We start from the raw sequence: 26,169 nt of genomic DNA, 5'->3' as shown, positions 1-26,169 counted from the left end.
GTAGCAGTCATGCCTGTCGGACATACCTGTACAAATTAATATTTTTGTACAACTATCACTGCAACGCGCCGAGGCACGATCAAGGAGCCAAGCAATGACACGTCTATTGGTTTCATTGTTGCTGATGTTGAGCTTGAGCAGTTGCGCCAACGTAGGCGTCAAGCACTACGCTGACCAGCAACCGCAATTGGACCTGGAGCGGTTCTTCAGCAAGCCCGTCAAGGCCTGGGGGATTTTCCAGAAGCGCTCGGGCGAGGTGGCCAAGCGTTTTGAAGTAGATATAGCCAGCCGGCGCGAAGGTAACGCCTTGATTCTCGACGAACGCTTCCTGTACAGCGACGGCACGCGTCAGCGGCGGGTGTGGACGCTGACACCCGACGGTCCGGGGCGTTGGCGCGGTCGGGCGGGTGATGTGGTCGGCGAGGCCATCGGCGAGGTCGCGGGGAACGCGCTGCGTTGGCGCTACCGACTCAACCTGCCGGTAGACGGTTCTGTCTACGAGGTGAGCTTTGATGACTGGATGTACCTGATGGACGAAGACACCCTGATCAATCGCTCCAGCATGACCAAGTTCGGCGTCGAATGGGGCCAGGTCACGTTGTTCTTTCGTCGCCAGTGAATGACCTGCAACGGAGGTGAATCATGCATCTGCAGAAACTGACTGAATGGGCGGTAAACGGAGAAGTTCGCGAGCTGCAGTTGCAGTCGCTGGAGGGTGGCTTCTATATCGCGCGTGTCAGGCTGGATGATGTCGAAATGACGTTGCTGGGCGATGATAACCAGCCGCTGCGCATCCGCTCCACCACGCACTTGCGCGACTTGTTGCAACGGGTTCCGCCGTTTCCCTGTGTGCTGGTGCAACAGTGCGTGCACGATGAAATGTGCGGAGTTCGGGAAGGCCCCATTGGCGCATTGCGGATTCCGTTTACGCTGGATGCGTCCTTTTAAGGCGGTGCAGGTATTGAGGTCGTTCCTATCCTCCAGGTTCGAATGGATCGATTTCGCACTGTGTAATCGCGAGCGTCAATCCGGCTCAGTCATCCCCCGCTGCCCCCCCCACGCCAACGGCAACGTCACCAACAACACCCCCGCCAGCACCATCACCGCCACCGGCACGCCCAACGCATCCCCCACGCCACCAAACACCACGGGCGCCAACGCTCCGCCACCAATCGTGCCGGTGTAGAACACGGCAAATGCCTGCTCGCGCTTCTCGGCTCCCGCCAGGTCCGGCACAGCCCCGTAAAGCACTGAAGACGTGCCATTGAGCACCAGCCCCAACAGCGGCAACATCACCATCAGCCCAGTCAGCGGCAAATACACCGCAGCGACGATCAGCAAGGCCGTGCTGCTCTCCGTCAGCCATACGGTCCTCATCATGCCGATGCGCGCCCCCAGGTAGCCGCAGAATAATTTGCCGAACGCGCCGCCGATAAACAGCAGGGTCAAGGCCAGGCCAATACCAGCAGTGCCGGCGCCCTTGGCGGCCAGCAGAAACGGCAGGAAGGTGAGAAACCCCATGCGCACGGCGCTGTCGAGGGTGCCGGTGAGGATCAGCGCGCGCAGGCCCGTGGTGGAGCCGGTTCCGATGGGCGACTTGGTTTTTTGGGGCGCGACCGAGGTGCGCGACTGGCTGGGAATCAACCACCACAACAGGCCCGCCGCAGCCAACCCCAGCCATCCCAGGAACGTGGCACTGGCGCGCCAACTGATGACCGTGAGCGACAGACCGACCAGCCCCGGAACCAGGGTTTTGCCGATATCGCCGGAAAAGTTGTACTGGGACAGTGCCTGCTTGATTCCACCGCCGTCCTCGTAGGCATCGCTGATCATCGAAGAAGCCAACGGGTGTTGAGTGCTGGCGCCCAAGCCACCTAACATCAGTGCCATTAACAGCATCGTCAGCCCGGTCGCTTGGCCTGCCAACACGTACGCCGCACCGGCGAGCGCGGTGCCGCCCACCAGCATCGGCACACGTCCCCAGCGTTTCGCAGCACGGCTGGCCATGAGCTGGAACACCGCCATCATCCCGGAATAGGCACCGCGTAAAAGTCCGATCTGAGCGTAGGACAGCGCAAACTGCGCCTGCCAGATCGGCAGTAGCACGTAGATGACATCGGTAAGACCATCATGCACGGCATGGGCGCTGCAGCCGGCGATCAGCGTGCGGCGGCGTGTGGAAACAGGCATGGCGACGGCGTGATTCATGGTGTCGGGATCAGTTCAGGTTTAACGGGCTTCCAGCCGGTCAGGGCGATCAGCAAGGTCAGTATCTGGAAGGCAATAATCAGCGTCACGCACCCGGCCCAGCCCCAACGCTCCCAGATCAACGCCGGGACAATCGCACCACAACTGCCGCCCAGGTAATAAAACGTGAGGTACATGCCCACGGCGCCGGCTTTGTTGTCGCCGGCGGTAGCGGCGGTGAAGGCGTTGGCCGCCGCCTGGGCGAGAAACACCCCGGTAGAACTGAGGGCCAGGCCCACCACGATGCACCACAACGAGGGCACCAGCGTCAGCGCTGAACCGCTGATGCCCAGCCCGGCAGCGACGCTGAGCAGTTCAGCGTGAGGCCGGGACTTGCTGAGGCGGCCGGCGACGGGGATCACGATCAGTGCCAGCAGAAACACCGTATACAGCGTCCCCAACGCTGCAGGCCCCAGGCCGAAAGGCGGTAATCCGAGGTACAAACCTGCGTAGGTAAACGCCGCCACTTGGGAAAACAACACGCAAAAACCTACAGCGTAGGCCGCCAACAAAGGCTTACGAAAAACCGCCGAGAAAGCGGTTTCACCCCTCAACGATCGCCCACGGCTGGCAGGCAACAGGAACTGGATAAACCCGCCCACCATCAAACTCAGCACCGCCAGCAGTTCAAACGCTTCGCGCCAGCCTGCGTATTCGGTCATCACCCCCGTGACAAAGCGTCCGGCAAACCCACCCAACACGGTGCCCGCCACGTACAGGCTGGTGACTTCGGTGACCGTGCCACCTCTCCAGCGGTCGCCGATATACGCCACGCTGGTGGCAAACACCACCGGGATCAACATCCCTTCGACAAACCGCCACACCAGCACCTCGGCAAAGCTGTCGGCATAGGCTGTCATCAGCGCCGGCACCGCCAGCAGCAAGGCCGCCACGCTGATCACCGTGCGCTGCTCGAAGCGTCCGGTCAGCCGGCTGACAAACGGCGCGGTGATCGCCACGGCCAGCGTCGTCACGGTGATGCTCCACCCCGCCATCTTGGCGCTGATGTGAAACTGCGTGGCAAAGGTCTGCAGAATGCTCTGGGTGGCATACAGGTTGAGAAACGCCGCGCAGCCACACAGGAACAGGGCTAGGCGGGCACAATGCAGGCGCGGTTTCATGAAACCTCTCGTTTTATTTTGTGAGGTCTTTATAGAATGGCCGGCAGGTCTGAAACCAATACCGATTTCGGACCGATCAATACCCAAGGATCAGGATGCTCGACCTACGCAAGCTGCGTTACTTTCTGACGGTCGCCGAAGAGTTGCACTTCGGCCGCGCCGCCATTCGCCTGCACCTGGCGCAGCCGCCGCTGACACGGCAGATATCGGCGCTGGAGACCGAGTTGGGCTTCAAGCTATTCGATCGCACCAGCCGCACGGTCAGCCTTACCGCGCAAGGCCGGTCGTTCCTGCCCTACGCCCGCGGCGTGCTGGAGCAGGTGGAATTGGCGCAAGTGATCGCGGGCAAACTGGCGGCGGGCACCGCAGGGCAGCTAACGTTGGGTTATGTGAGTTCGATTGCCCTGTCGGACCTGTTCAGCCAGGCGATCCAGGCGTTTGCCCAGCGCTTTCCCGATGTGCAGTTGACGCTGGTGGAATGCGCCTCCGGCAGCCTGGGCGCGCAAGTGGCGGATGGGCGGCTGGATCTCGGTTTGAGTCGCTTGTTGCCGCAAGACGAAGCGGTGCAAGCGCTGTCGCTGGGCGAAGAACGGTTGGTGGCCGCCGTGTCCAGTGAAAGCCCGTTGGCGCGCCAGCCAAGCGTCAACCTGGCGCAGCTCAGTGCCTACCCGTTGATTCTGTTTCCTGCAGATTATGGATCGGGGCTCAACCAGTCCATCGAACAGCTTTATCGGCATCACGGCCAGCCTTTACGCCTTGGACCGACCGGGCGGCAGATCACGTCGATCATTGCGCTGGTGGCTGCCGGACAAGGTGTGGCGTTGGTGCCGGAATGTACCCAGAGCCTGATGAATAAGGGCGTGACGTACAGGCCGTTGGTGGAAGTGGACGCCTGTGCCCAGTTGTTGGTGTTGACCCGGACTGCAACAAAAAGTGTGCTGGTTGATGCGTTCCTCGCCGTCATTGCGCAGCCCCTGCACATGCGGTAACTCGATCGCAACACCTCTCCCGGACGCCATTCCTATGCGCTCACACATGCCAACTACCGCCGCCCCAAAAAGACCGGTCATCGACCCCCACGGGGTTGATGGCCCTTGGTTACATCGCGTGGTTGTACGCTTATCCGGCGTTCTCGGAATGGCGCGACTGGCGGCGCTGAATTTGACCGCAAGAAACGTAGTTTGCCCATAGGGCCGCCGGTCTAGACTCCCCCTACACCCACCTTCAGGAGCCCTGATCATGGCCTACGAATACAAGCTCATGCCCTCCCCTGTCGGCCAGCTCACCCTGGTGGCGCGCAACGATAAACTCGGCGCCATCCTGTGGGCTACCGAGCGCGCCAACCGTGTGCGTCTGGGCGACTTGTACGAAGCGCCTGAAAGCCCGGTGCTGTTGGAAACCGAATGCCAGTTGCAGGAATACTTCGCGGGTACCCGCACACATTTCGAGCTGGAACTGGACTTCGCCGGCACCGACTTCCAGAAACAGGTCTGGCAGGCGTTGCTGACCATTCCCTTCGGCGAAACCCGCAGCTACAGCCAGATCGCCCAGCAGATTGGCAACCCCAAAGCCGTACGCGCAGTGGGGGCGGCCAATGGGCGTAACCCCATCTCGATCATTGCGCCGTGCCATCGGGTCATTGGCGCATCGGGCGGGTTGACCGGCTTTGCGGGCGGGTTGGAAGCCAAGCAGTATTTACTGACGCTGGAAGGGACAGGCCAGGCCGAACTGGTGTTCTAAAAACGCGGATCAAATGTAAAAAGAAATTTCAAAGCCACCGTGCGGTCCATTATTTCATCACCCCCTTACAAAGGAAAAACGGTCATGAAATTCTCCGCAGTCTCTCAATCCCTGTCCCGTTGGGCCGGCAGCCCGCGCACGTTTTACGCGGCAGTGGCGTTGATCCTGGCATGGAGTCTGAGCGGGCCGTATTTCCACTACAACGACACGTGGCAACTGATCATCAATACCTCAACCACCATCATCACGTTCCTGATGGTGTTCCTGATCCAGAACACGCAGAACCGCGACAACGACATCCTGCATATCAAGATCGATGAACTGCTACGTGTGTCCAAGGATGCGCAGAATGCCGTACTCAGCCTGGATGGACTGGATCGCAAGGAACTGGAAAAACTGCGCCAGGAATACCGCAGCATCGGCAACGCGGGCACGGTGAGTCTGAACAGCAGTTGCGGTCATGCTGCCGACGATGCGGCACCGATCAAAACCGATTTGAACCAGGCATGAAAAAACGGCGGTTGGAACAGGTCCAACCGCCGTTTTTTACTTCAAGTCATGGCTTCAACCGTCGCCTTGATGACCTTTACCGTAAGTCGATGCCAAGGCGCGAGCCTTTTGCAGACGCTCTTCCAACTTGGGCAGCGTCTCATCCACCAGGGCTTTTATTTCCGGCACATCCGACGCTGCACCTTCCTTCTTGAACAGGGCAATGGCGTCTTCGTTTTCCTTGACCTGTTGCGCCGTATAGGCCGCATCAAAGGAGTCGCCGTCCTTGAGTTCGGGCATCAAGGTTTCGGCTTTGTCGACGATCTTTTCCCGAGGCGCCACCGGCAGGTCAAGCTTCTTCGCGATAGCCGCCAGGTGCTGGTTGGCCAGGGTGCGTTCGTTGATCACCTCGATGGTGTAATCCTTGATCTCCTGGGACGAGGTCTTGGCGTGAGCCATGCGACTGGTTTCGATATCGGCCATCCCTTTGGCCGAAGCCTGCTCGATGAATTCAGCAGGCGACTGGGCGAAGGCATTGCTGGCGCCGAGGCCCAGCAGCATCGCGAAACTGGCGGTGCGTAACCGGATAGCCATGCGGCTCATGATGGGTTCCTCCAGGCTAAAAATAAGGGCGGGGGAACACACCCCGCCCTCAATTCGAATTTTCAGGGCGGCAAAGGTTTAGAAAAAACTCGCCAGTGCGACGAACGGTCATCGTCAAATCCAGCGGGCTTGTTGCCAAAAGAGCCCCGGCAGTGAGAGGTAGGCGAGGTGGGTGAAGCCGCAGCGCAGGGTGTTGTTGTCCTGTCAGCAGTGGCCTTCGGACAATACACCCTGCACCTGCCCAATCAACCACTGCAACCCCGAATCCCCACCCCGCCGTGCATGCCACGCCAGCTCAAATGCAAACGAAGGGATATGAAACGGCGCGGGCACCGCCAGCAAGTGCTGGTGATCAATATTCAGCAGGCCACGGGACGATACGGTAAGGATCAGGTCGGTGCCTTGAATCAGTTGCGGCGCTACACCCCAGTGCGGCAGGCTGATCGCCACATGCCGACGTTCCCGAATCGTTGTCAGTGCCCGCTCGATTTCCGGAGTGCCACTGCCGCGCATTTCCAGCAATACATGGGGGCGTGACAGGTAGGTCGGCAGATCCAGTGTGCCGCTTGCCGGCAGGCTATCGCGGTCCACAAGGCACGTGTAGTGCTCTTCAAACAACGGCGTAGTCCGCAGTTCGGCAGGCATATCGGGAAAAACACCCGCCGCCAAGTCGAGGTCGCCATTGAGCACCCCGTCCACCATGCCCTCACGACTGGCCTGGATGATTTGCAGATCGATACCCGGCGCTTCGCGGCGCAGCGTTCGCACCAGGTCGGGTAGGAAAATCGCCGCACTGTAATCGGACATCGCCACCCGAAACCTGCGCTTGGCCGACGCCGGGTCAAAGCGGTTCGGCGCCAGCAACGCCTGTACCTGGCCGAGCGCTTCTGTCAGCGGCGGGGCCAACTCCAGCGCGCGAGCAGTCGGCACCAGACTGCCACCTTGGCGTACCAGCAGCGGGTCACCCAGCAGGTCACGCAAGCGTGCCAACGCGTGACTGACCGCCGGTTGGCTCAGGTGCAAGCGCTCAGCCGCACGGGTGACGTGTTGCTCGCTGAGCAAGGCGTCGAGGATCACCAGCAGGTTGAGGTCAATGCGGCGCAGATCATTCATCAGCTGCATGCTCTGCATAAGAAATTGGAATTTAAATTTGCGCGACGAATAGCCTAGAGTCCAGCAAAACCTCTGGGAGATTCGACATGACAACGTTGCATTGGGTGGGTTTATTCGCGCTGGCGGTCATCGCGGGGGCGGTGGTGCCGTTTCAGAGTGCGATAAACGCCAACCTCGGGCGCGGGCTTGGTCACCCGCTGTGGGCCACGCTGGCGTCGTTGCTGGTGAGCATCATCGTGTTGCTGCCGGTGATTCTGGCGCTGCGCCTCCCGCTGCCGAGCCTGGCGTTTATCAGCAAGGCACCGCTGTGGATGTGGGCCGGTGGCGCGTTTGGCGTGTGTTTTATTTCCCTGGCGTTGATGCTGTTGCCCAAGCTTGGCGCCTCGGGGTTTATCGCACTGGCCATGGCCGGGCAGATTCTGGCGTCGCTGGTGCTGGATCACTTCGGTCTGTTCGGCCTGGTGGAACGCCAACTGACAACGCCCCGCGTACTGGGGGCGTTGTTGTTGATCGGCGGCGTGGTGTTGATTCAGTTCAGTGCCACACCTGCCCGGGCGTTGGCAACCGCAGGCTGATCAACCCTTATCGAGGGTGCGCAGTTTCTGCGGCAGGCCCCACAGCAGCAATGCTGCCGCCAACAGCGCACACACGCCAATCACGTACAGAGCGGGTGTGGTACTGCCGGTGAGGTCCTTGATGCGCCCCACCATCACCGGGCTGACAATGCCACCGAATTGCCCGAGGGTGTTGATCACCGCAATACCGCCCGCCGCGCCTGCACCGGCACCGGCCAGCAACTTGGGCGGCAGCGTCCAGAAGGTCGGGATCGAGGCAATGATGCCCGCGCCCAGCATGCCCAGGGCAATGATCAGGAAGGTGGTGTGGTCGGCAAAAATGCCAGCACTGAAGAAGCCCACTGCCCCGAGCACCACCAGGCCGCAGACGAACTTGCGGCGCTCACCCGTAGCATCCGACAGCCGCCCGATCACTACCATGCTGATGGCGCCACACACATAAGGAATCGCCGTGAGCAGGCCGATCATCACCGGGCTCTGGGTGCCCGCGCTGCGGATCAACTGCGGCGCCCAGAAGTTGAGGCCGTAGGATGCCACCTGGATCAGGAAGTAGATGAAGCCGAGCATCAGGAACCCTGGAATACGGATTGCCGACAACAGCGAGCCACCGTGCTGGTTCGGCTCATGCTTGGCGATGCGGCTCGACAGCAGGGTCTTCTCCGCCGCCGTCAACCAGTGGGCGTCTTCGATGCGATCCTTGAGCAGCGTCAGCACCAGAAACCCCAGGCCGATGCATGGCAAGCCGCCGAGCAGGAACAACCAGTGCCAGCCGCGCATCTGCAACACACCGTCGAGGTGTTCCAGCACCAGGCCGGAAAACGGTGCGCCCACCAGGCCCGCAAACGCCGACGCCAGGAACAGCATCGAGGTGATGCGTCCTCGGAAATGCTGCGGGAACCACAGGGTCAGGTAATACAGCACACCCGGCGCGAACCCCGCCTCCATCGCGCCGATCAGAAAGCGCAGCGCATAGAACTGCCACTCAGCCGTGACAAACACCATGGCCGCCGTCGCCAGGCCCCACGACATCATGATCCGTGCAATCCAGCGCCGGGCGCCGACCTTGTACAGCATCATGTTGCTCGGCACTTCAAAGATCACATACCCCACCACGAACAGCCCGGCCCCCAGGCCATAGGCGGTGTCGCTCAGGCTCAGGTCCGCCTGCAGTTGGAACTTGGCAAAGCTGATGTTGATCCGGTCAAAAAACGCGAACAGGTAGCACACCATGATCAGCGGCATCAGGCGCCAGGCGACCTTGCTGACCAGGGCTTTTTCGGCATCGATTTCAGCGGCCGGGCGCGCGCCGGCCTCCAACGTATTAGTGCTCATGGTTTCTCTCCAGCGGGCTGCTCACAGGCGCCCGATTGTTTTTGTTGTCTGGTGCGGCGTTACAGCGTGGCGATGTACGCCGGGGGTGGATGCAGGTCGCAATTGCGTCCGGCCTTGGCTACCTGGCCGGGCAACTCGTGTCCAAGCAACGCGGGAAGACGGCGGGACATATTCAGCAGGTGCGGCAGGTCGATGCCGGTGTGAATCCCGACTTCATCACACAGGTTCACCAGGTCTTCGGTGCAGATATTGCCCGACGCCCCCGGCGCAAACGGGCAGCCACCCAAGCCACCGAGCGCCGCGTCAAAACGACGGGCGCCGGCCTCATAGGCGGCCAGCACATTGCACAGGCCCAGGCCGCGGGTGTTGTGGAAATGCAGGGTCAGATCACTGGCGGACACGCGCTCCAGCACGCGTTTGACCAAGCGTTCCACTTTGCGCGGGTTGGCCATGCCAGTCGTGTCCGCGAGGCTGATGCCCCGGATACCCAGTGCTTGATACGCCTCGACAATCTGCAACACGCGGTCTTCATCGATCTTGCCTTCGAACGGGCAACCGAAGGTGGTAGCGATGCTGGCGTTGAGCCTCACCGGGAAATCGCCGGCAAAACTGACGATGTCACCAAACGCCGCCAACGACGCCTCGCAGCGCATGCGCATATTGGCCAGGTTGTGGGTCTGGCTGGCGGACATCACCAGGTTCAGTTCATCGGCGCAAGACTCAATGGCACGCTGCGCGCCCTTGAGGTTGGGGATCAGCGCCACGTAGATCACACCGGCCTTGCGCTCAATGCCCTTGAACACTTGCTCACCATCGCGCAACGCCGGAATGGCCTTGGGCGAGACGAACGAACCCGCCTCGATCCGCGAAAAACCGGCGAGGGAAAGCTGGTCGATGAGGGCGATCTTGTCGGCCGTCTCGACCCAGGTCGGCTCGATCTGCAGGCCGTCGCGCGGCGACACTTCCTGCACGATCAGCGCGTCGCAGTAGTCGGAAATCATTGCACCACTCCCGCGGTTTTCAGGCGTTGGATATCAGCGCCGGTGAGGCCCAGGCTACCGAGAATATCGTCGGTGTGCTGGCCCAACGTCGGGCCCTGCCAATTCACGCCGCCAGGGGTTTCCGAGAGCTTGGGGACGATGCCGGGCATCTTCACCGACACACCGCCGGGCAGCTCGGCATTGAGCAACATGTCACGCGCCTGGTAGTGCGGGTCGCTGACGATATCGGCTACGGAGTAGATACGCCCGGCCGGTACTTCAGCGGCCTCCAGAGCGCTGAGCACTTGCTCGATGGGCCGGCTGCTGGTCCAGTGCGTGATCGCGGCGTCGAGTAACCCACTCTTGGCGGCCCGACCATCGTTGTGGACGAATTCAGGCGCTTCGGCCAGATCGGCACGGCCAATGGTGGTCATCAACCGCTTGTAGATCGGATCACTGTTGCCGGCGATTACCACGTAGGCACCGTCGGCCGTCAGGTAAGTGTTGGACGGTGCAATGCCCGGCAAGGCGCCGCCGCTGCGTTCGCGCACATGGCCGAGCATGTCGTATTCCGGCACCAGGCTTTCCATCAGGTTGAACACACTTTCGGCCAGCGACACATCGACAATCTGCCCGTCGCCCTGCCCCGTCTTGACCCGCAGCAACGACATCAGTGCGCCAATCACACCGTGCAACGAAGCCAGCGAATCCCCCAGGCTCACGCCCACTCGCGCTGGCGGCGAATCCGGATTGCCGGTGGTGTAGCGAATCCCGCCCATGGCCTCGCCAATCGCACCAAAGCCCGGACGGTCACGATAAGGGCCGGTCTGGCCGTAGCCGGAGATGCGCACCAGGGTCAACTTGGGGTTGAGGGCATGCAACACGTCCCAGCCGAGGCCGAGTTTCTCCAGGCCGCCGGGGCGCAGGTTTTCGATGAGGACGTCGGCGTCGCCGAGCAATTGCTTGATCAGGTCCAGGCCTTCCGGCGACTTGAGGTCCAGCGCCAGCGACTTCTTGTTGCGCGATTGCAGGTACCACCATAGCGAGGTGCCTTCGTGCAGCTTTCGCCATTTGCGAAGCGGATCGCCTTGGCCCATGGCTTCGATCTTGATCACCTCGGCACCAAACTCGGCCATCATCCGGGCGGCAAACGGCGCGGCAATCAAGGTGCCGATCTCGACCACCTTGATACCGCTCAGGGGAGCCGTCATGGGGTGTACCTCTTGTTCTTGGAATGTGACGCCAAGACTAGAGGCCAGAGGCCGGAGAAATCCAACCGTCAGTTGGCAAGGAGCGTTCGCTAAACGCGAACACTCAGATAATCGAACAGCAGCCGGCTGACCGGCGACAACTGCGCCTCATCGCGCACTACCAGGATCAGGCTGCGATCCGACCAGTCGTCCGTCAGCGGCACGGCATGCAAACCCAAGGCACGCCCAAACAGTTCGTACGCTTTCTGCGGCAGGATGCCGATGCCCATATTCGCCTGGACCATCCGGCACATCGCATCGAACCCCGGCACATGAATGCGCAGGCGCAGCATCTTGCCCGCCTCGCGTGCGGCGGCGTGGGTGCGCATATTGATCGAGCTGGCAGCGTGCAGGCCCACGTAATCACTGTCCAGGGTGTCGGCAAATGCCAGGTTTTTGCGCGCCGCCAATGGGTGATCCGCCGGCATCAGCACCACCAGTTTGTCGTGGCGATAGGTCACGCTGGGCAGGCCTTTGGTATCGGTGTCACTGGAGCAGATGCCCAGGTCCGCCACGCCATCCAGCACGCCTTGCACCACGCCATTGCTGGGGCGTTCCTCCAGGTCGGTTTTCACTTCGGGATGCCGTTCGGAAAAATCCCGCAGGTCTTCCGGAAGAAACTGAATGATTGCCGACAGGTTGGCCAGCATCCGCACATAACCGCGCACGCCGTGGCTGTGCTCGCCCAGCTCCAGGCCCATCTTCTCGACGTTGAACAGCATCTGCCGCGCATGGTGCAACAGCGTTTCGCCGGCCGCCGTCAGGTCCATGCCCTTGGCCCGTCGCACGAACAGACTGACGCCCAGCACCTGCTCAAGCTCCATCAGCCGCTTGCTGGCGGCCGACACGGCAATGGCTTCACGGTTGGCGGCGCGGGTCAGCGTACCTTCCTCAAACACCGCAACGAACAGCTGCAGCGTGATCAAGTCCAGCCGACGCACCAGGCTCTTGTGCAACATCAGCGACGCTCGCTGGCCAGCCGATTGATCTCGGCCTGCTCCACCACCGGCTGCGGCGCACCTTGGCTTGCCACCTGCAACATCGCCCGGCCCACCGTCTCGGTGCTCACGACCCAACCCGGCTTCAGCCGCCGCACCAACGACAACAACGGCCCAAGCACTGAGTAGAAGGTCTGGTACAACGGCGTCTTCGAACGCACGCCATGCAACGGCTGGATCACTCCCGGCCGAAACAGATACACGGCCTTGAACGGCAGGCGCAGCAACGCGTTCTCGGTCTTGCCCTTGATCCGCGCCCACATCGACTTGCCCGCCTCGGAGCTATCCGTACCGGCGCCGGACACATAGATAAACGTCATCTGCGGATTGAGCCGCGCCAGCGTACTGGCGGCGACCAGGGTGAGGTCATAGGTGAGTTGGGTGTACTGGGTTTCATTCATCCCCGCCGACGAAACGCCGAGGCAGAAGAAACACGCATCAAAGCCTTGCAGCAGATTTTCCAGGGGCTGGAAATCCAGCATGTCGCTGTGCAACACCTGATGCAGCTTACCGTGCTCCTGGGTCAAGGGCGTGCGGGCGACGGCGACGACTTCCTGCACGTCGGCGGCCAACAGGCACTCGCGTAGCACGCCCTGGCCGACCATGCCGGTGGCACCGAATAATAGAACTCTCATCTAGTACTCCCTTCATCCCGCCAGTTTGACTACCTGAGAGACAGGCCTTCGAAAGCCATCGTCACATCCGTCCTCAACACTGCCACCTTACTCAATATAGTGAGAGGCGACCTCAACAAATCGCAAGCCCCCTCAAACGCTTAGCTCGACACACCACAATAAAATACTCCTCGCCCCCATTACTACATAGACGCAAACATTGATTTGCCATTAAACCTCGTAGGAAATTACTCACACTAAAATATTCGCCTGGCATTGATCGTATAGGAAGCGCCTGACTTAACCTTCAAAACTTTTCCCGTTACTGTTTCCGCCCATCACCTCCAAGGACGAAAAAATGGAAACCCCACAAGTCACACATAAATTCTCAAACCACAAAAAGATAATCGCGCTCTCTGATAAAGACTGGCAATCAGCCAAAACCGGACGAATTTGTGAACTTAATGCAACCGTAAAGAAACCCAACTATTTTACTGACCAATATGGACGAGACCTTCACCACTTCTGCACCACCTCATATCTTGGTCTTGACTACCACCCACAAATATTGGAAGGCGCGATCCAAGGCATAACGACCGCTAAGACATTACGAATCGCAAATTCAAAAAATCGATGCAAGCTAGACATACTTGAGCAATACGAAACAACGCTATCAACTCTATTAAACTCAACATATCTAAGCACCTTGTCCTGCAGTGCAGCCAGTGCCGGCTTATTGCCCTTACTTGCTAGTGGCGCCTTCACTGATAACACGCCCCCGACAATGGTATTCGACAAACACTCTCATTATTCGATGAACCATATTAAAGCTTCCTGTGCAGATGAGACAGACGTAACAACCGCACCTCACAATGACATATGTTTTATTGAAGACTTATGTAAGACGCGCAAACACGTCGCTTACATAGCGGACGGCATCTACAGCATGGGTGGACAAGCGGATATTGACAGCTTGCTCTATCTTAAATCGCGGTATGGGCTATTTCTTTATCTGGACGACTCTCACGCTTTATCTGCATTTGGAGAGAAAGGAAGAGGATTCATCCGACCACACTTTCAATCGCTAGACGATCAAACTTTGATTGTCGCGTCTCTCGGCAAGTCATTCGGTGCCAGCGGAGGATTAGTGATGTTTGGTAGTGAAAAACAAAAGAGCCTCATGTATCGATACGGCGGTCCTAGCAACTGGTCCCAAAGTTTAAATTCCGCCTCTATCGGCGCAGGCCTAGCCTCTATAAAAATCCATCAAACGAATGAGTTACTTATACTCCAGGAAAGGCTCCTCGCCAACATACAGCTATTTGACAGCCTTATAGAGACGGAGCAGCAAGGTACGCGCACTGCTATCCGTTTGATACCCTGTGGCGAGGCGGAAAAAGCGAACATAATCGCTGCACAACTCGCTAACAGTGGCTTCTTCACTTCGGCCGTGTTTTTCCCCGTGGTGCCCCGAGGGAACGCGGCAATTCGCGTAACGCTCCGAGCGGACATGGCCCATGAAACAATACTTTCATTTTGCTCAAGGCTCATGAGTCTGATAGAAGAAAATAAAATCGACCTTTAATCTTTGTGCTTTCCAATAATTCAGAGTTTCTAACAATGCGGCTCGTTCTAACAGTTGGGTTTTCGATGACTTGCTCAACACTCGCAATGACGGATGCCCATTCTTGAAAAACTCGACCACCCTCACCCTAGCCTGCAGTGCCGCCTTCCTCGCCCAAGTCGGAATCAGCAGCTACCTGCCCGCCGTGCCAGCAATCGCACGTTCCCTCCCCGCCGCCGAAGGCCACGTCGCGCTGGCCCTAGCGATCTACTTGGTCGGCATGGCTTTGCCGATGTTGTTGTGGGGCCACCTGAGCGAACGCTTTGGGCGCAAGCCTGTGCTGTTGGCAGCGCTTGCCGTGTATGCGTTGGCGAGTGCAGCAATCCCTTCAGCGTTCAACGTTGAAGCGTTCCTGGCATTGCGGCTGGTTCAAGGGCTGGGCGCGGGCGGTGTTTCGGTGATGGCGCGAGTATTGGTGCGTGATAGTTTCAGCGGTGCTTTGCTGGCAAAGGGTTTGTCGTGGCTGGGCATGACCTTTGTGATTGCCTTGGGTATCGGCCAATTCGCAGGTTCGTTGTTGCAGGTGATCTTGGGCTGGGAGGCGATCTTCTACGGGTTGGCGATTGGCGCGCTCGGGTTGATGCTGGTGTTGCAGCGGGTGATGTTCCCGGCACTGGTGAAAGCTGACGAGTCTCTATCCGCCTGGCGCATCTATGCCACGATCGTGCGGCATCCACCGTTTCTGTACCCAGCCTTGGCCGGTGGCCTGGGTTATGGGGTGATCATTGCCTTCAACACCTGTGCACCGTTGATACTGCAAGGGCGTTTCGAGTGGAGCGCGGCGCAATATGGTGGGTTGGGTTGGCCAATCAGCGCGGCTTATCTGGCGGGGGCATTGATGGTCAACCGCTTTGTGGCGCGCTCGGGTCGATTAACGATGATGGGCTGGGGCGTAGCCCTGTTGCTGACAGGAACGGCAGTGATGCTTTTAGGCAGTGTGTTTGCTGGCGGGCTCGCCATCTTGTTGTGGCTGCCGTATTGCGTGGCAGTGCTGGGGCAGTCGATGAGTTACCCAATCAGTTTGTCCGTGGCCAACGATGAGTCGCCGGTGAGTGGTTCCTACGCCATGGCGTTGAGCGGTTTCATGCACCAACTCATGGCGGCGTTGATTGGCGGTATGGCGAGCCTGCTAGTGAGTCAGCAGGCATGGTCGTTGGCGGCTTTATGTATGGCGTTGGCGGGCGCCGCGTGGGTGTGCGTCGCCCGCTGCCGGGCAGATCAAAACGCGCTGCGGAAGATCTCCTCAATCTGACGTTGATCCGCCCGCCGAGGGTTGGTCAGTCCGCAGGCATCCTTCAGTGCGTTGGTCGCCAGCAATGGAATGTCCTGCAACTTGGCACCCAGCTCGCGCAATCCGGCGGGAATCTCAACGTCATGGGCCAGGCTACGAATCGCGGCGATGGCGGCCTGGGCGCCCTCTTCGTCGCTGAAACCCTTGACGTCGGCGCCCAAAGCGCGGCCTACGTCGCTCAGGCGTTTGGCGCTGACGCTGGCGTTGAAGCTTTGCACGTGGGGCAGCAACACCGCGTTGCACACGCCGTGCGGCAGGTCGTAGAAACCGCCCAACTGGTGCGCCATGGCGTGCACAAAACCCAGGGACGCGTTGTTGAAGGCCATGCCGGCGAGGAATTGCGCATAGGCCATATTCTCCCGCGCGGCTTTGTCGCTGCCATCGCGTACCGCCAGGCGCAGGTTGGCGCTGATCAGTTCGATGGCCTTGATCGCGCAAGCGTCGGTGATCGGATTGGCGGCGGTGGACACGTAGGCTTCGATGGCATGAGTCAGCGCGTCCATGCCGGTGGCGGCGGTGAGGCCCTTGGGCATGCCGACCATCAGGCTCGGGTCGTTGACCGACAGCAGCGGCGTGACGTTGCGGTCGACGATGGCCATTTTCACATGGCGGGTTTCGTCGGTAATGATGCAGAAACGGGTCATCTCGCTGGCGGTGCCGGCGGTGGTGTTGATGGCCACCAGGGGCAGTTGCGGTTTGCTGGACTGGTCGACGCCTTCGTAGTCGCCGATATGCCCGCCGTTGGTCGCGCACAGGGCGATACCCTTGGCGCAGTCATGGGGTGAGCCGCCGCCCAGGGACACCACAAAATCACAGGCGCTTTCCTGCAACAGGGTCAGGCCTTTTTCGACGTTTTCAACGTTGGGGTTGGGCTTGGCGCCATCGTAGATCACCGAGTCGATGTCCTGCATCGCCAGTTTCTCGGCGATCATGCTCGCAACGCCCGCCTTGGCCAGGCCGGCGTCAGTGACGATCAGCGCCTTGCGAAAACCATAGTTGCGGATGGCGATCATGGCTTCGTCGAGGCAGTCGGTGCCCATGATGTTGACGGCGGGGATGAAGAAGGTGCTGCTCATGGCGAATCCTCAGAGGCTTTATACCTACAGCATCAACCTGCGCCCTCTGCGGCATCTTGATCAGGATCAACGTCGACCCGTGATAAAGTCACCGCTCAGCCGATTTCGAGTAGACCCGCCGCAATGAAGGATTTCCAGGATATTGACGCCCACCTTGAAGACTGGAGCGCAGTGCGCAGCAGCACCGACTTCAGCGGGATTCTGATCGGCAATGGCGCGAGCCGTACGATTTGGGAAGACTTTGCCTACGACTCGCTGTTGGAAAACGCCCGTACAGTCGAAGAAAAACCCCTCAGCCAATCCGAACTCAGCGTGTTCGACGCCCTGCAAACCCGCAGCTTCGAGCAAGCCCTGGGCGCGTTGAAGACCACCAGCCGGGTCAACAAAGCCCTGGCCGTCAGCTCAGCGGCGCCGCGCAATCGTTATTACGCGATCAAGGAAGCCTTGATCAATACCATCCACGCGGTGCATATCCCGTGGCGCCTGGTGCAGCCGTCGACGCTGGCGACGATCAACGATGAGCTGAAGCATTACGCCACCGTGTTCACCAGCAACTACGACTTGCTCAACTATTGGGCGATCCTGCACACACCAGGCATCGACGACCTGTTCCGCAGCGCCGACGCCAGCTTCGACCTGCGCAATACCCGCACCGATACCACGCGCATCCTCTACCTGCACGGCGGCCTGCACCTGGTGCGCAACCTCGATGGCACCGCACGCAAATTGCCGACCACCGACAGCACCTTGCTCAGCAGTTTTGCGATCAACAACACGATCAAGACCCTTGATGATGTGCCGCTGTTCGTCAGTGAGGGCAAGGTGGAAGAGAAGCTCAAGACCATCCGCAGTTCGGATTATTTGTCGTTCTGCTATGAGCAGTTGCTGAGCCACGAAGGGGCGCTGTGCATCTTCGGGCATGAGTTGGGCCCACAGGATAAACACCTGGTGGATGCGATTCGCCAGGCCAACGTGACGACGCTGGCGATCTCGGTGTCGGGGCGCAGTGATGGGTTCATCCGCCAGCAGAAGCGGCGGTATTCGGAATTGTTCGATGGGACTGGCGTGGCACTGAAGTTCTTTGCGGCGCGGACGCATCCATTGGGTCATCCTGCGCTGTCAGTGCCTGTCGAACGCTGATTTTTTGTGCGACTTCGATCCATTGTGGGAGCTGGCTTGCCTGCGATACAGGCACCGCGGTCTGTCAGCTGAATCGAGGTGATGCTATCGCAGGCAAGCCCACTCCCACATTGACCGCGTTCACAAGGCCAGCGCGACGTCAGTCTTCCGCGCTGTGCACCACCACCAGCAATTGCGCCTGCACATCCCCCACCGAACGCAGCCGATGGGGCTTCTGCGCATTGAAGTGCAGCGCATCGCCACGCTCCAGGATCACCCGTTCGTTCATGAAATCCACCTCCACCTGGCCTTCGTGCACAAACAGAAACTCTTCCCCCAGATGCTCCTTGAAGGTCTTGTCGGTGAACTCCGCCGGCGGATAGATGATGAACGGCAGCAGGCTGCGTTCACTGACCTGATGGGCCAGCACCGCATAACCGGGTGACGTGTCAGGCCGTTCATGGCTGCGCACCAGGCTGTAGCTGTCGAGGCTGACGCTGTCTTCGCTGAACAGCTCTTCGACCTTCACGTTCAGCGCCTTGGCCAGCTTCAGCGCGGCGGCAATCGAAGGCGTGTTGAGCCCGCGCTCCACCTTGGACAGGTAACTCTTGGTCATCCCGGACTTTTCAGCCAGGGCTTCCAAAGTAACACCAAGTTTTTTTCTCAATAATTTCAAACGGATAGACATGCGCTGCGATTTATCCATGCAGTAAGCGATGAGCTGTGCTTGCCAATGACACAAAGTGTCATATAGCATCATTAGTGTCATTAGCAGCCACCCAGGACACCCGATATGGCCAAGACATTAGCACTCCCAAAAGACCAACTGGTCAAGCAAGCACTCGTCCAGATGCAAAACACCCTGGCAGATAATACGTGGACTGACCGGCAAAAGCTGGCGCTCACTTGCCGCATCCTGTTCGAGAACGGCCACGACTCTGGCCTCGCCGGGCAGATCACCGCGCGCGGGCCGGAACAGGGCACCTATTACACTCAGCAATTGGGCCTGGGTTTTGATGAGATCACCGCCAGCAACCTGTTGCTGGTAAACGAGGATCTTGAAGTACTGGAAGGCCACGGCATCCCCAACCCCGCCAACCGTTTTCACAGCTGGGTCTACCGTGGGCGGCCGGACGTAAACTGCATCATCCACACTCATCCCACCCATATCGCCGCGCTGTCGATGCTGGAAGTGCCGCTGCAGGTGTCCCATATGGACCTTTGCCCGCTGTACGAAGACTGCGCCTTCCTGGAGGCTTGGCCGGGCGTACCGGTGGGCAATGAAGAAGGCGAAATCATTACCACGGCACTGGGTGACAAACGCGCGATCCTGCTTTCGCACCACGGTCAGTTGTCCACCGGGGCGAGCATTGAGGAGGCCTGCGTGATCGCGCAGTTGATCGAGCGCGCGGCCAAATTGCAGTTGCTGGCGATGTCGGCCGGCACCATCAAGCCGATCCTGCCGGAGCTGGGACGCGAGGCCCACGACTGGATCTCCCGACCCAAGCGCCATGGCGCCGCGTTCAACTACTACGCCCGGCAGAACCTGCGTCAACACGCCGATTGCCTGAACTGAATTGCCCTTTTCCGACCGGAGATTTTCCATGTCCAGCCCTAACATTCACGGCATCATCGGCTACACCATCACCCCGTTCAGCACCGACGGCCAACGCATTGACCTCAACACACTGGGTCGCTCCATCGACCGCCTGATCGAGGGGGGTGTGCACGCCATTGCGCCACTGGGCAGCACCGGTGAAGGTGCGTACTTGAGCGACGCCGAGTGGGACGAAGTCAGCGCCTACAGCCTGGCAAAAATCGCCCGTCGCGTGCCGACCATCGTCAGCGTATCCGACCTCACCACCGCCAAAGCCGTACGCCGCGCCCGCTACGCCGAAGCCAATGGCGCCGATGTGGTGATGGTGCTGCCGACGTCTTACTGGAAACTCAGCGAAGCGGAAATCCTCGCCCACTACGCCGCGATCGGCGACAGCATCGGCGTACCGATCATGCTCTACAACAACCCGGCCACCAGTGGCACGGACATGTCGGTGGACCTGATCCTGCGCATCATCAAGCAGGTCCCCAACGTGACCATGGTCAAGGAGAGCACCGGGGATATCCAGCGCATGCACCACCTGCATCGCCAGAGCGACGTGCCGTTCTACAACGGCTGCAACCCCTTGGCGCTGGAAGCCTTCGCGGCGGGCGCCAAGGGTTGGTGCACGGCGGCGCCGAACCTGATCCCAGAGCTCAATCTGGCGTTATATGAGGCGGTATTGGCGAATGACCTGACCCAGGCGCGGGAAGTGTTTTACCGCCAGTTGCCGTTGCTGGACTTCATCCTCAAGGGTGGATTGCCAGCCACAATCAAAGCCGGGCTGCGGTTGACCGGATTGGAAGCCGGTGATCCTCGGTTGCCGGTGTTCCCGCTGGGTGAAGTGGGGATCGAACAACTGAAAACATTACTGCGCTAACCACGACTCCCTGTGGGAGCGGGCTTGCTCGCGAATGCAGTGCGCCAGTCAATGGATAAATCGACTGACACACCGCTTTCGCGAGCAAGCCCGCTCCCACATTTTTTACTGGGTACATCCGTAAAATAGAGACAAATGACAATGGTTCTCGATACCATTCGCGACTTTCTCCAAGTCGTGCTTCGTCAAGAAGGATATCCATGTCTCGTCCCAAGCCCGACCCGCTGTCGGCCGATGCCTTTCGCGGGTTCTATACAGATATTCTGTATTTCCTGCGCAAGCGCACAGACAACGCCAGCGACGCCGCGGACATGACCCAGGATGTCTTCACTCAGTGGCTGGACTACCGCGACCGCGCCAAGGTCGAGCAGCCACGGGCGTTTCTGTTCCAGATGGCGCGCAACCTGCTGCGTGATCACTGGCGCAAACAGAAGGTACGGCACACCGTCCACTCTGATCAGGCCGACATGGACGCCGAGCCTGCCACCGACGAGCAAAACGATCCCATGGCCGCCGTGCAACGCCTGCAACGCCTGGAACAGTTGAAAGAAGTCCTCGCCGAACTCTCGCCCCGCCGGCGAGAAGCCCTTATGCTGCACCGCTTCGAAGGCTTGAGCCAGGCGCAGATCGCCGAGCGCATGGGCATATCGACCAGCATGGTGGAAAAGCACATCGCTTTTGCCCTGCTGCATTGCAAGCGACGCCTTCAACACGAACCCGGCACGGAGCAGCCAGAATGAACCGCCTGAGCGACACCGACTTGCTGGACATCAAGGACAGTGACTCCATCGATGCCCAAGCCGCCAGCTGGTTTGCCCGCAACCGCAATAATGACGTGGGGCGTGCCGACCGCAAGGCCTTTGCCGCCTGGCAAGCCGAGCCCGCCCATGCCCGCGCCTATGCCGAATTCGAGCAACTGTGGTCAGACCTGGCCCAGCTGCAGCAACTGAACAAGCCCACGGCACTGCCCAAACGCAAACCGTCGGTGTGGCGCCCAGCCCTGGCCGTGGCGGCCGCGTTGTTGTGCGCGGTAATGGCCCCCCACCTCGGCGCGCCCCGTGAGCTGTATCACACCCAGGTCGCAGCCCACGCCAAAGGCATGCGCACGCTCAACCTGCCCGATGGCAGCAGCGTGTATGTAAATGCCAACACCCGCGTGCGCGTGGATTTCACCGCGCACCAGCGCATCGTGCACCTGGACAAGGGCCAGCTGTACCTCGAAGTGGCCGCCGACAAAGAACGGCCGCTGTTCGTGCAAGCGGGCGAGGCCAATATCCGCGTGGTCGGCACCGGCTTCGATGTGCGGCGCAGCCAACAGCAACTGGTGGTCAGCGTCGCCCATGGCCAGGTCGCGTTCGAGCCTGATGCAAAAATCCCGGTCACCCTGCTGGGCGCCCAGCAACGCGCGATCTTCAGTTACGCCAAGGGCACGGTACAGCAGCAAACGCTCACCGCCGGAGAGGTTGCCGACTGGCGCAGCGGTCACCTGTCGTTTCGCAACCGCGACCTCGCCAGCCTGATCGATGAGCTGAGCCTGTACCGCCCCCAGGCACCGTTGCAGGTCAGCAACGCCGTGGCGCACCTGAAGGTCTCGGGCAATCTGGATGTGAATGATCCCGACGCCCTGCTCAACGCCCTGCCTGCGCTGTTGCCGGTCAAAACCGTGACGTCGGCAGATGGCATCGTACGCATCGAACCGAGCAAATAACCCGACAGAATTCTTATTTGAGAATATTTTGCATTCGCGGGTGTGGATTTTTCCGCCAGCCCCGTCTTCCTCCGGTCTGAGTTCGATACGTACACCTTTTCGGCCATTTGGCCACACCGGGGGATTTCATGTTTCGCGCGCCTTGCCACGCTTCGCACCTGTTCTTTCGACCGACGCTCATCGCTAGCTGCCTGGTATTCAGCCTCAATGCACAGGCCGAGTCGCTCACGCTGCAACTGCCGGCGCAGCCGCTGGCGACATCCTTGAGCCAGGTGGCGCAGCAGGCGAAAATCCAGCTGTTGTTCGATGAAGAACTGCTCAAGAACGTGCAGGCGCCGGCACTCAACGGCAACTTCACGCCGGAAGTGGCGATTCGCACCCTGCTGAAAAACGGTGAGCTCACCTTGATCAAGGTCGGCAGCACCTACGTCGTGCGCCCCGATGAAGGCACCACCACCCAGAGCGGCGTGATCCAATTGGACGCTCTGAGCGTGATCGGCACAGGTACCGAGGTCAATTCCAGCACCGTCGGCCGCTCCACCCTGAGCCAGGAAGACATCGACCGTTACCAGTCCAATAACATCCCCAGCCTGCTGCAGACCCTGCCGGGCGTTAGCCAGGGCGGCTCGCTGAAACCTGGCGGCCAGACCATCAATATCCGCGGGTTCGGTGATGCCGAAGACGTACCGCTGACCGTCGATGGGGCCACCAAGAGCGGCTTTGAGCGCTATCAGCAAGGCACAGTCTTCATCGAGCCCGAGCTGATCAAAAGCATTGAGGTGGAGAAAGGCCCCAACTCCCCCTTCACCGGCAACGGCGGGTTTGGCGGTACGGTCAACATGACCACCAAGGATGCCCCCGACCTGCTCAAGGACGGTCGCAACAGTGGCGCGATGCTCAAATACGGTTACTCCAGCAACGACCATGAGCAGGTCTACAGCAGCGCCGTGTTCGGACGTACCGACGATGGTCGTTTCGACGCACTGGCCTACCTGACCCAACGCGACGGCGACGACATGAAGGTCGCCGCCAAACTGCCCAACGAAAACAATCAGTACCCAATCAACCCTCAGCGCCTGCCGAACTCCGCCCAGAATGTCGACGGCAAGCTGTTCAAGGTCAACGCCCACTTCACCGAAGAGCACGCCGTTGGCTTGTCCTACTCGCGGTCACACAGCAACCGCTGGACGCCGTTCTCAGCGGCCAGCTACCCGACGCCGCCCACCCAGGCCAACATTGACCGCTATGGCTACGAAGCAGCGCTGAAGCGTTTTCTGGCCCATCGCGACACGGTCGACACCACTTGGTCGGGCAAATACGAATACACACCCGTGGATAACCCGCTGGTGGACCTGACCGTCAAATACTCCCAGTCCAACACCGACCAGACCGACGAACGCGACGCCACGGCATTTTTTCAACTGGCCACCGGCGGGCGCAAAATGGACACCGCCTACACCGACAAAAACCTCGACGTGCGCAACGTCAGCTTGTTTGACACTGGCCCGTTGCAACATGCCGTCACCGTGGGCGGGCAGATCCGCAAGCACATCCGCGAGACCGAGATGTGGATGCCGGGTACCACCTACAACACCCCGCGTTACAACTACGGGCATTTCCAGCCGGGCTTCATGCCCCACGGCAAAGTCGATACCAACAGTTTCTTCGTGCAGGATGCGGTGACCCTGGGCGACGTCACCATCACGCCATCGATGCGCTACGACCACGTCCGCAACCGCGGCGAAGCCAACGATGCGCCGTACTACAGCAACCCCGATCCGTCCATTGGCCACGACTACAGCGACCGCACCTACACCGGCTGGTCGCCGCGCCTGGCAGTGTTCTGGACCGTCAACCCGAACCTCGGGCTGTTCGCCAACTGGAGCAAGACCTGGCGCGCGCCAGTGATCGACGAACAGTACGAAGTCCAAGGCCTGGGCAGCCGCACCGCCACCAGTGTCGACCTCGACCCGGAACGCATCACCTCGATCAGCGTGGGCAGCGTCAGCAGCTTCGACAACCTGATCGCCCACGACGACAACCTGCAACTGCGCACCACCTTCTTCCACAACAAAGTCGAAGACGAAATCTTCAAGGCTACAGGCGTCGGCTGCCAGAACCAGGCCATTAACGGCGGCAGCATCTCCACGGCTTGCCCGCCGGGCGCCCTGTCCAACTATCGCAACATCGGTGGCCTGACCATCAAGGGCTTCGAGCTCGAATCTTTCTACAATTCCACCTACCTGTTTGGCTCGGTGTCGTTCGCCTATGCCAAGGGTGATCATGAAGGCGCCTACACCAACCCCTGGGGTCCGGATGTGGCGGCACGGGATATCCCGCCGACCAAATGGGTACTGGTGCTTGGCACCCATATTCCCGCCTGGGATGCCCAGGTCGGCTGGACCGGCCAGTTCATCGGCGCGACCTCCCGTTTGCCCAGCGACAACTATTCCGGCGGCCCGGGCAGCGGCGTGGGCGACCTGTTCTACGACCAGTACGGCAACAAGCGCTACAACACTCAGGGCCTGTTCGCCAAATGGAAACCACAACAGGCCTACCTGAAAGGCACTGAGGTGAACTTCACCGTGGACAACGTGTTCAACAACAACTTCCGCCCGGCCCTGAGTGGCGACCGCGCCTACACCAAAGGCCGCGACGCGAAGATCAGCGTCACGCGCTTCTTCTAAAACGGGCACGGCCGTTGTGGGAGCCGGGCGTGCCCGCGAGGGAGGCGACGCGTTTTTTGCGTAAAACTGCGGTGCGCCCATCGCAGCCTCGCGAACGCTCGACAGCTCCCACCCGACAGCAACTGTACGGATAAATCCGCACGCAGCTGTAGACCCTTGATCGGTGAGGGATGTGGCTAGATGGGCTTCCCTTGAAGCCCTCTAGATTCGGTTCTTCTCCATGAGCTCGCGCGAAAACACCGGCATGGCCCTCGGCCTGCTGGGCGTCATCATCTTCAGCCTGACCCTGCCCTTCACCCGCATCGTGGTGCAGGAAATCCATCCGTTACTCAACGGCCTGGGCCGTGCGTTGTTCGCGGCGATCCCGGCGGCGGCGCTGTTGCTGTGGCGTCGCGAACGCTGGCCGACCTGGCGTCAGGTGCGTGGGCTGTGCCTGGTGATCGCGGGCGTGATCCTGGGTTTCCCGGTGCTGTCAGCGTGGGCCATGCAGACCCTGCCGGCATCCCATGGCGCACTGGTCAACGGCCTGCAACCGCTGTGCGTGGCGCTGTACGCGGCGTGGCTGTCCCATGAACGACCGTCGAAAGCCTTTTGGGCCTGTGCGGCACTGGGCAGTGGGTTGGTATTGAGTTATGCGTTGATCACCGGCGCCGGCAGTATCCAGGCGGGTGATTTGCTGATGCTGGGCGCGATTGCCGTGGGTGGGCTGGGTTACGCAGAAGGCGGCCGACTGGCCAAGGAAATGGGCGGCTGGCAGGTGATCTGCTGGGCGCTGGTGCTGTCGACGCCCGTGCTGATCGGGCCGGTGTGGTACCTGGCGGCGCAGCATCAAGGCGCGATTTCCATGCGCGCCTGGTGGGCATTCGGCTACGTGTCGCTGTTTTCGCAATTCCTCGGGTTCTTCGCCTGGTACGCCGGGTTGGCCATGGGCGGGATTGCGCGAGTCAGCCAGATCCAGCTGTTGCAGATCTTCTTCACCATCGCGTTTTCGGCGCTGTTCTTTGGTGAACACATCGAGCCGATTACCTGGCTGTTTGCGTGTGGGGTGATCGTGACGGTGATGCTGGGGCGCAAGACGGCGGTGCAGCCTGCGCCAGCCCCCAAGGCTGCCACTCTTTAAATCGC

Annotated in this window: 26 protein-coding genes; 15 read left to right on the top strand and 11 right to left on the bottom strand. The window is 60.2% G+C overall.

Annotated elements, in window-relative coordinates; genetic code table 11:
* Nucleotides 1–94 precede the first annotated feature (94 nt).
* Both PF1751_RS06950 and PF1751_RS06945 read left to right on the top strand, forming a co-directional pair.
* Nucleotides 95–619, top strand: a complete 525-nt coding sequence (locus PF1751_RS06950; protein ID WP_021491043.1) for a DUF3833 domain-containing protein — start codon at nt 95–97, stop codon at nt 617–619.
* A gap of 23 nt (nt 620–642) precedes the next feature.
* The gene (locus PF1751_RS06945) at nt 643–948 is read left to right on the top strand and encodes a DUF6482 family protein (protein WP_010212252.1); all 306 of its coding nucleotides are present in this window, start codon (nt 643–645) and stop codon (nt 946–948) included.
* Between the two features lie 75 nt (nt 949–1,023).
* On the opposite strand, the gene PF1751_RS06940 is transcribed toward PF1751_RS06945, so the two are convergent.
* The gene (locus PF1751_RS06940) at nt 1,024–2,208 is read right to left on the bottom strand and encodes an MFS transporter (RefSeq protein WP_044286756.1); all 1,185 of its coding nucleotides are present in this window, start codon (nt 2,206–2,208) and stop codon (nt 1,024–1,026) included.
* Entirely contained in the window at nt 2,205–3,368 is a 1,164-nt protein-coding gene (locus PF1751_RS06935; RefSeq protein WP_044286755.1) for an MFS transporter, read from the bottom strand. The genes PF1751_RS06940 and PF1751_RS06935 overlap by 4 nt, the downstream gene beginning before the upstream one ends.
* Nucleotides 3,369–3,463: 95 nt before the next feature.
* On the opposite strand from PF1751_RS06935, the gene PF1751_RS06930 reads away from it, so the two are divergent.
* The 3 genes from PF1751_RS06930 (at nt 3,464) to PF1751_RS06920 (ending at nt 5,618) form a co-directional block, all read left to right on the top strand.
* Nucleotides 3,464–4,357 (top strand): LysR family transcriptional regulator, encoded by an 894-nt coding sequence (locus tag PF1751_RS06930; protein WP_021492355.1) that lies wholly within the window; start codon nt 3,464–3,466, stop codon nt 4,355–4,357.
* A gap of 250 nt (nt 4,358–4,607) precedes the next feature.
* On the top strand, nt 4,608–5,108 hold the full coding sequence (locus tag PF1751_RS06925) for a methylated-DNA--[protein]-cysteine S-methyltransferase (RefSeq protein WP_010212257.1): 501 nt from the start codon (nt 4,608–4,610) through the stop codon (nt 5,106–5,108).
* 84 nt (nt 5,109–5,192) lie between these two features.
* Nucleotides 5,193–5,618: a low affinity iron permease family protein gene (locus PF1751_RS06920; protein ID WP_010212258.1), complete on the top strand. Its 426-nt coding sequence runs from the start codon at nt 5,193–5,195 to the stop codon at nt 5,616–5,618.
* A 54-nt stretch (nt 5,619–5,672) separates the two neighbouring features.
* Here PF1751_RS06920 and PF1751_RS06915 read toward each other — a convergent pair whose 3' ends face one another.
* Nucleotides 5,673–6,200, bottom strand: a complete 528-nt coding sequence (locus PF1751_RS06915; RefSeq protein WP_005785958.1) for a DUF4142 domain-containing protein — start codon at nt 6,198–6,200, stop codon at nt 5,673–5,675.
* Nucleotides 6,201–6,404: 204 nt separating this feature from the next.
* The gene (locus PF1751_RS06910; RefSeq protein WP_010212259.1) at nt 6,405–7,322 is read right to left on the bottom strand and encodes a LysR family transcriptional regulator; all 918 of its coding nucleotides are present in this window, start codon (nt 7,320–7,322) and stop codon (nt 6,405–6,407) included.
* Nucleotides 7,323–7,399: 77 nt separating this feature from the next.
* Here PF1751_RS06910 and PF1751_RS06905 point away from each other — a divergent pair, with 77 nt between their 5' ends.
* Entirely contained in the window at nt 7,400–7,888 is a 489-nt protein-coding gene (locus tag PF1751_RS06905) for a DMT family transporter (RefSeq protein ID WP_010212261.1), read from the top strand.
* Here the strand turns inward: PF1751_RS06905 and PF1751_RS06900 are convergent, their stop codons facing one another.
* The 5 genes from PF1751_RS06900 to PF1751_RS06880 all read right to left on the bottom strand — a co-directional run bounded on the left by PF1751_RS06900 (nt 7,889) and on the right by PF1751_RS06880 (nt 13,083).
* Complete coding sequence (locus PF1751_RS06900; RefSeq protein ID WP_010212262.1) at nt 7,889–9,220, bottom strand: MFS transporter; 1,332 nt, start codon at nt 9,218–9,220, stop codon at nt 7,889–7,891. It lies immediately after the preceding gene.
* A gap of 59 nt (nt 9,221–9,279) precedes the next feature.
* Nucleotides 9,280–10,221: a hydroxymethylglutaryl-CoA lyase gene (locus PF1751_RS06895; protein WP_044286754.1), complete on the bottom strand. Its 942-nt coding sequence runs from the start codon at nt 10,219–10,221 to the stop codon at nt 9,280–9,282.
* A complete protein-coding gene (locus tag PF1751_RS06890; RefSeq protein ID WP_010212266.1) occupies nt 10,218–11,411 on the bottom strand; it encodes a CaiB/BaiF CoA transferase family protein in 1,194 nt (397 codons plus the stop codon). The genes PF1751_RS06895 and PF1751_RS06890 overlap by 4 nt, the downstream gene beginning before the upstream one ends.
* An 89-nt stretch (nt 11,412–11,500) precedes the next feature.
* The gene (locus PF1751_RS06885) at nt 11,501–12,409 is read right to left on the bottom strand and encodes a LysR family transcriptional regulator (RefSeq protein WP_010212267.1); all 909 of its coding nucleotides are present in this window, start codon (nt 12,407–12,409) and stop codon (nt 11,501–11,503) included.
* Nucleotides 12,409–13,083: an NAD(P)H-binding protein gene (locus PF1751_RS06880; protein ID WP_010212268.1), complete on the bottom strand. Its 675-nt coding sequence runs from the start codon at nt 13,081–13,083 to the stop codon at nt 12,409–12,411. Before PF1751_RS06880 ends, PF1751_RS06885 begins: the two co-directional genes overlap by 1 nt.
* A gap of 337 nt (nt 13,084–13,420) precedes the next feature.
* Between PF1751_RS06880 and PF1751_RS06875 the strand changes: the two genes are divergently transcribed.
* Both PF1751_RS06875 and PF1751_RS06870 read left to right on the top strand, forming a co-directional pair.
* Entirely contained in the window at nt 13,421–14,647 is a 1,227-nt protein-coding gene (locus tag PF1751_RS06875; protein ID WP_044286753.1) for an aminotransferase class I/II-fold pyridoxal phosphate-dependent enzyme, read from the top strand.
* Nucleotides 14,648–14,750: 103 nt separating this feature from the next.
* Nucleotides 14,751–15,938 (top strand): MFS transporter, encoded by a 1,188-nt coding sequence (locus PF1751_RS06870; RefSeq protein WP_010212270.1) that lies wholly within the window; start codon nt 14,751–14,753, stop codon nt 15,936–15,938.
* Here the strand turns inward: PF1751_RS06870 and yiaY are convergent.
* Nucleotides 15,905–17,053 (bottom strand): L-threonine dehydrogenase, encoded by a 1,149-nt coding sequence (gene yiaY / locus PF1751_RS06865; protein WP_010212271.1) that lies wholly within the window; start codon nt 17,051–17,053, stop codon nt 15,905–15,907. The genes PF1751_RS06870 and yiaY overlap by 34 nt on opposite strands.
* Before the next feature lie 123 nt (nt 17,054–17,176).
* On the opposite strand from yiaY, the gene PF1751_RS06860 reads away from it, so the two are divergent.
* The gene (locus PF1751_RS06860; protein WP_044286751.1) at nt 17,177–18,193 is read left to right on the top strand and encodes a DUF4917 family protein; all 1,017 of its coding nucleotides are present in this window, start codon (nt 17,177–17,179) and stop codon (nt 18,191–18,193) included.
* 139 nt (nt 18,194–18,332) lie between these two features.
* Here the strand turns inward: PF1751_RS06860 and PF1751_RS06855 are convergent, their stop codons facing one another.
* Nucleotides 18,333–18,860 carry a helix-turn-helix domain-containing protein gene (locus PF1751_RS06855; protein WP_010212274.1) on the bottom strand — a complete coding sequence of 176 codons (528 nt, stop codon included), beginning with the start codon at nt 18,858–18,860 and terminating at the stop codon, nt 18,333–18,335.
* Nucleotides 18,861–18,965: 105 nt separating this feature from the next.
* On the opposite strand from PF1751_RS06855, the gene PF1751_RS06850 reads away from it, so the two are divergent.
* From PF1751_RS06850 to PF1751_RS06825, 6 genes are all read left to right on the top strand, one after another.
* Nucleotides 18,966–19,748, top strand: a complete 783-nt coding sequence (locus PF1751_RS06850; protein ID WP_010212275.1) for an aldolase — start codon at nt 18,966–18,968, stop codon at nt 19,746–19,748.
* A 28-nt stretch (nt 19,749–19,776) separates the two neighbouring features.
* Nucleotides 19,777–20,649 (top strand): dihydrodipicolinate synthase family protein, encoded by an 873-nt coding sequence (locus PF1751_RS06845; RefSeq protein ID WP_010212276.1) that lies wholly within the window; start codon nt 19,777–19,779, stop codon nt 20,647–20,649.
* Nucleotides 20,650–20,849: 200 nt separating this feature from the next.
* Nucleotides 20,850–21,389 (top strand): RNA polymerase sigma factor, encoded by a 540-nt coding sequence (locus PF1751_RS06840; protein WP_021492365.1) that lies wholly within the window; start codon nt 20,850–20,852, stop codon nt 21,387–21,389.
* Entirely contained in the window at nt 21,386–22,357 is a 972-nt protein-coding gene (locus tag PF1751_RS06835; RefSeq protein ID WP_044286750.1) for a FecR family protein, read from the top strand. Before PF1751_RS06840 ends, PF1751_RS06835 begins: the two co-directional genes overlap by 4 nt.
* A gap of 128 nt (nt 22,358–22,485) precedes the next feature.
* Nucleotides 22,486–25,044 carry a TonB-dependent receptor gene (locus PF1751_RS06830; RefSeq protein ID WP_010212279.1) on the top strand — a complete coding sequence of 853 codons (2,559 nt, stop codon included), beginning with the start codon at nt 22,486–22,488 and terminating at the stop codon, nt 25,042–25,044.
* Nucleotides 25,045–25,264: 220 nt separating this feature from the next.
* Nucleotides 25,265–26,164 carry a DMT family transporter gene (locus tag PF1751_RS06825; RefSeq protein WP_042570696.1) on the top strand — a complete coding sequence of 300 codons (900 nt, stop codon included), beginning with the start codon at nt 25,265–25,267 and terminating at the stop codon, nt 26,162–26,164.
* Nucleotides 26,165–26,169 lie beyond the last annotated feature (5 nt).

The organism is Pseudomonas simiae (assembly GCF_000934565.1).
Classification (GTDB): Bacteria; Pseudomonadota; Gammaproteobacteria; order Pseudomonadales; family Pseudomonadaceae; genus Aquipseudomonas; species Aquipseudomonas simiae.
The sequence above is the reverse complement of the archived record's forward strand: the minus strand, read 5'-3'. Positions and strand labels throughout refer to the sequence as shown.